Genomic DNA, 4,121 nt, shown 5'->3' on the forward strand with positions numbered 1-4,121 from the left:
CGCTTAAGTCACTGATCCGACAGAGCCCCAAGGCCGCAAATACCACCTCTCACGGCCTTAACCTGTGGAACCGGGGCCAGCTGGCCGTTGGTATCCGACAGCATCTCCGCGAACAGCGCGCTCAGCTGGTCGGTCATGGGGGCATCGCTCTCGCCGGCGAGAAGCGCCAGAGGCAACAGTAGCGCCAGCGCCACCATCACCACTGCCATGACAAGACTGAGTCGGGTATGGCGGGCGCGCATCAATCCGCTGGCGAAGCGCAGCGTCACCGAGGTTTGTACGGGAGTGAGTCCCTTCATCTCCGCTCTCCTTGCTTGGCTTTGCGTATCAGCGGCCTTCCAGGGCGAGGCGCACGCCCAGGCCGATCAGGATGGTACCCGAGACACGGGCGATCCAGTCCTGCACCCTTGGGTGGCGAATCCAGTCCCTGCCACGTCCGATGGCGACAGCCAGACCCCCCAACCAAAGCAGACTGAAGCCGTTGTGGATGGAGGCGAGCAGCACCGATTTCGCCAATGCCGGGTCACCGGGGCTCAGGAATTGCGGCAGGAACGCCATGTAGAACACGGCCACCTTCGGATTCAGCAGATTCGTGATTAGGCCCTCTCGAAGGCAGTCCCGCTGTGCCGGGCCGGGGTCAGCCCCGTCCCCCTCGCAGCCAGACCCACCGCGGCGAAACGCTTGCACGCCCAACCGTACCAGATAGGCCGCGCCGGCCCAGCGGATCAGCTGGGACAGTCCCTATCTCCATGCCTTCAAAGCCCGAGGGCACCGCGGCGCAACCAGTTATGCACGAACGCCATCTTCTGACGGGCGTGGTTCGACAGCACGAACGGATAGAGGTCCGACAGCCCCATGGAGCGATTGACATGGTTCACACCCACGGTGAGCGTCGCCGCGATCTGGATCAGCCGCTCCGCATCCGGCTCCGAATACGGGTCCCAGCCCGGGTGCGGGATCTCCGGCGATGACAGGCCGGTGGCCACGAAGCTGTCGGCGATGTCGGTCAGGTGCAGTAGGTGCGCCGCCGTTTCCGCCCAGTCCTCGTGCGGGTGGGCCGAGGCGTAGCTGGTCAGGTAGTACTGCGTCCACTCCGCCGGCGGGCCGTTCTCATAGTGGTACTGGAGCGCCGCCGGATAGTTGATCCGCTCGTCGCCGAACATGGCCCGGAAGGCGTCGAGGAAATCCTCGCGCAAGCTCAACCGCCACCACAACATGTGCGCGATCTCGTGGCGCATGTGACCGATCATGGTGCGATACGGCTCCTCCAGCGCCTCTCGCCGGGTAGTGACCAGCACGGGGTCCACCTCTGCGACGCTGATCGTCACCACGCCCTCCGCGTGCCCCATGGGGACCGGCGTCGGCCCCTCCGCCAGCAGATGGAACACCGGGCGCGTGCCGGGGTCCTCCGGGCGGAACCAGTGCCAGCGGCCCAGGTTGTCCAACGCCCAGCGCTTGGCCGCCTCGGTCTGTGCCCAGTTGGGGATGGCGTTGTCGATGGACGGGTCAGGCGCGAGCGCCGTCATGGCGCAGGAACGACAGAACTCCCCCTCCGCCGGCGCGATCCAGTTGCAGCCGATCCGCTCCCGGTTGGCGCAGAACGGCGGCGTCGGCACGAAGGCCCGCGCCTGGGGATCATAGGCGACCGGCGTGCCGTCGGCGGTGGCGAGGTTGTCGAACCACAACGACCCGGCACCGACCGGGTTAGCGAAGACGCGCATGACTGGGCAGCTCCAAGGAGTAGGTAACGGCCATCATGTGGGCCACGACCGTCAGCCGGCAAGTAACCCGCGATTGGCCGCGGCAATATCGACGCACTGGTGGTGGATTCGGCAATCGTGCCGCCTTCCACACACCGGCAGGCCAAGCGCAAACACGCCATACAACACCTCCCCCACCATGGAATTGGTCGCAGGTGACACCACCCTTCACGGCGAGCCCGCCACCGGCCGCCACACGTGCACCGTCACCCCTGTGGCTCGCTCGAATACCTCCCGCGACGGCGCGGCGGCGGAGAAGAACAGGTGAGCGCGGCAATGACAGTCGCTGCAGCCAAAGCCGTCGACGGCCTCGGGACCGTGCATTGCCGCCAGGGTATTCGCCCAGCGATGTTCCAGACGCTCCGGGGCATGGGAGTACCAGGCGGCGAAGAATACCGTGCGCGCCCGCAGATGATCCACGTGCCAGTGCGCGGCCTTCCCCTGCCGGGCATGCCGAGCGACCCGGGCGCGCACGCCGCCGGGGCCGAAGGCGCTCCCGCAGTACAGATAGTAACCCGGCCGCAGCGAAAGCACGCCCCAGCGACCGATACGCACGGGCTCCTCGCACTGCGCACGCAAGATCAGGAGATAGGTCCCCGGTGCACTCTCCATGACGCGAGCCTATCAGCCAACCGGCGCCGGCGCCCCAGGCCAGACACCCCGACCCTGCGCGCGGGGCATGCTTTGCCTCCCCGGTCTACGGGGTGGCGGATCAGCCGGTCCACGACAGCCGCCGGCGCAGCTGGCAGCATCTGCACTTGTTCGGGCACCGCGCCTATGTTCATGCCTCGGTGCCACGGGTGCGCTGTAGCAGCTGCCGCAAGACCACGCAGGTGGCGGTGCCCTGGGCGCGGCGCTGCAGGCTCGCGCCGTTCAAGCGCCTGGCGCTGACGATCAAGGCCCACTGGGAGGGCGTCCTCAACGCCGTCGACCGCACCTGCACAACGGCGGCGTCGCGGCCTCCAACGGATCTCTCCAGGCCACCAAGGCCCACGCCCGCGGCTATCGCAGCGCGCGCAACCTGATCACCATGGCCTATCTGGGCGGCAGCAAACCCACCCGACTGCCGCGCTCCCCTTACACCACAACATCCGGAGCGGCGACCGCGTGAGAGCTGCCGACGGCCACCCACATGATCCGCGAAGGTGCCGAAAAGTGGACCGAATGGCCGATATGCCAGCATTTCGCCTGCGGACCGCCCCGCAAACGCCCTTGAATGGCCAAGAACCCCGACTTCTGGAGACGGTGGGCAGGTCCCACTGCAAGAAATCGTCATTTGTTCAGCGTTTCCCTAACCGATGCGGCCACTCCGCAAACAATGCTCGCGCAAGGAGATTCTCGTACGCTTCCGCAACCTTCTCCTTCTCTCGAATATTTAGTACACTCATACTAGGTCTCCTCCTTTGCCGTCCAACGCTCGGGCTAAGGCACCGGTGCGGAGCGCAGCGGAGTACCGGTCGGCTTGAGCCCCTGGTTATACGGCACTTCCTCCCTGCTTAAGCACACGCGTGAGCCGATTAAGATTTTGTTCATTTGCTGGGCCTGCCCTTTCTTTGACTACCTGAGCAGTTTGAGCATCTTCAAACACTTGAGTCCAGGTTACGTGCGTTCCACGACCTTCAGCAGTGAGTTCAACCGTGAGCCGGAAATTTGGCGGGCAGTCATGGTGAATGACTATTTTCGAATTGGGTTCAAGTGTTTCGAACGTGCTCTCGTTCTGGTAGTCGGTTCCGTCTGGGGCATGCATTACGAACTTCCAGCGGCCCCCTTCCGTGAACTCATGAACTTCGAAGGTGTTTGAAAAGCCCTCAGGTCCCCACCATGCGGCCAGCAATTCAGGCGAAGCAAATGCCCCGTAAATTTCTTCTGGGGAGAACGGAAGAGTTCTGGAGGTACGTAGCGTTCTGTCGTCAGTCATGCATGGAACTCCAGGTTGCGTGGCATTCGTGCCGTATAACGCCCGGCTCACGCGCCGGTTTGGAGACGCGAAGCGGCGGAAAATCGGTCGCTGCGCAGCCGATTGTTACAAATCCATAGCCCGAATTTCATGTATTTCTTTGAAGAACTTACTGGACAGCCCGGAGTAGAAATCTGGGGCTACATAATGACAGTAAGCTAAGTGTCCAGCTAGCGATGGCACTTCCTTTGGGTCAAGCTTACCTTTTGAAAAGAGGCTAAGCATTAATCTTATATGATCCTTATGCTTGCGATTTATTGTGATACGGCCGTCTGGACAGATCTTTAGCCCAGTAACCGAAGCCGATCCGCCCGTGCTACTACCTAAGGAAACGCTGAACAAATGACGGTTTCTTGGAGCGGGGCCTGCCCAGCGCCCTGGAAAGTCGGGGTTCTTGGCCCTTC

At 63.2% G+C, this 4,121-nt stretch carries 6 protein-coding genes; 1 reads left to right on the forward strand and 5 read right to left on the reverse strand.

Annotated elements, in window-relative coordinates; translation table 11 throughout:
• Positions 1–8: 8 nt before the first annotated feature.
• The 4 genes from ACQ754_RS16940 to ACQ754_RS16955 form a co-directional block, all read right to left on the reverse strand.
• Positions 9–299: a hypothetical protein gene (locus ACQ754_RS16940; protein ID WP_440998225.1), complete on the reverse strand. Its 291-nt coding sequence runs from the start codon at positions 297–299 to the stop codon at positions 9–11.
• A 28-nt stretch (positions 300–327) separates the two neighbouring features.
• The gene (locus tag ACQ754_RS16945) at positions 328–738 is read right to left on the reverse strand and encodes a LysE family translocator (RefSeq protein ID WP_440998230.1); all 411 of its coding nucleotides are present in this window, start codon (positions 736–738) and stop codon (positions 328–330) included.
• Positions 739–755: 17 nt separating this feature from the next.
• Entirely contained in the window at positions 756–1,721 is a 966-nt protein-coding gene (locus tag ACQ754_RS16950) for a zinc-binding metallopeptidase family protein (RefSeq protein WP_440998226.1), read from the reverse strand.
• Between the two features lie 207 nt (positions 1,722–1,928).
• Positions 1,929–2,372, reverse strand: a complete 444-nt coding sequence (locus ACQ754_RS16955; protein ID WP_440998227.1) for a GIY-YIG nuclease family protein — start codon at positions 2,370–2,372, stop codon at positions 1,929–1,931.
• A gap of 92 nt (positions 2,373–2,464) precedes the next feature.
• Here ACQ754_RS16955 and ACQ754_RS16960 point away from each other — a divergent pair, with 92 nt between their 5' ends.
• Positions 2,465–2,785 (forward strand): transposase family protein, encoded by a 321-nt coding sequence (locus ACQ754_RS16960; protein ID WP_440998228.1) that lies wholly within the window; start codon positions 2,465–2,467, stop codon positions 2,783–2,785.
• Positions 2,786–3,234: 449 nt separating this feature from the next.
• Here the strand turns inward: ACQ754_RS16960 and ACQ754_RS16965 are convergent, their stop codons facing one another.
• Positions 3,235–3,678 (reverse strand): SRPBCC domain-containing protein, encoded by a 444-nt coding sequence (locus ACQ754_RS16965; protein WP_440998229.1) that lies wholly within the window; start codon positions 3,676–3,678, stop codon positions 3,235–3,237.
• Positions 3,679–4,121: the final 443 nt, after the last annotated feature.

It is taken from the genome of Arhodomonas sp. SL1 (genome assembly GCF_052060015.1).
In the GTDB taxonomy this organism is placed as follows: Bacteria; Pseudomonadota; Gammaproteobacteria; order Nitrococcales; family Nitrococcaceae; genus Arhodomonas.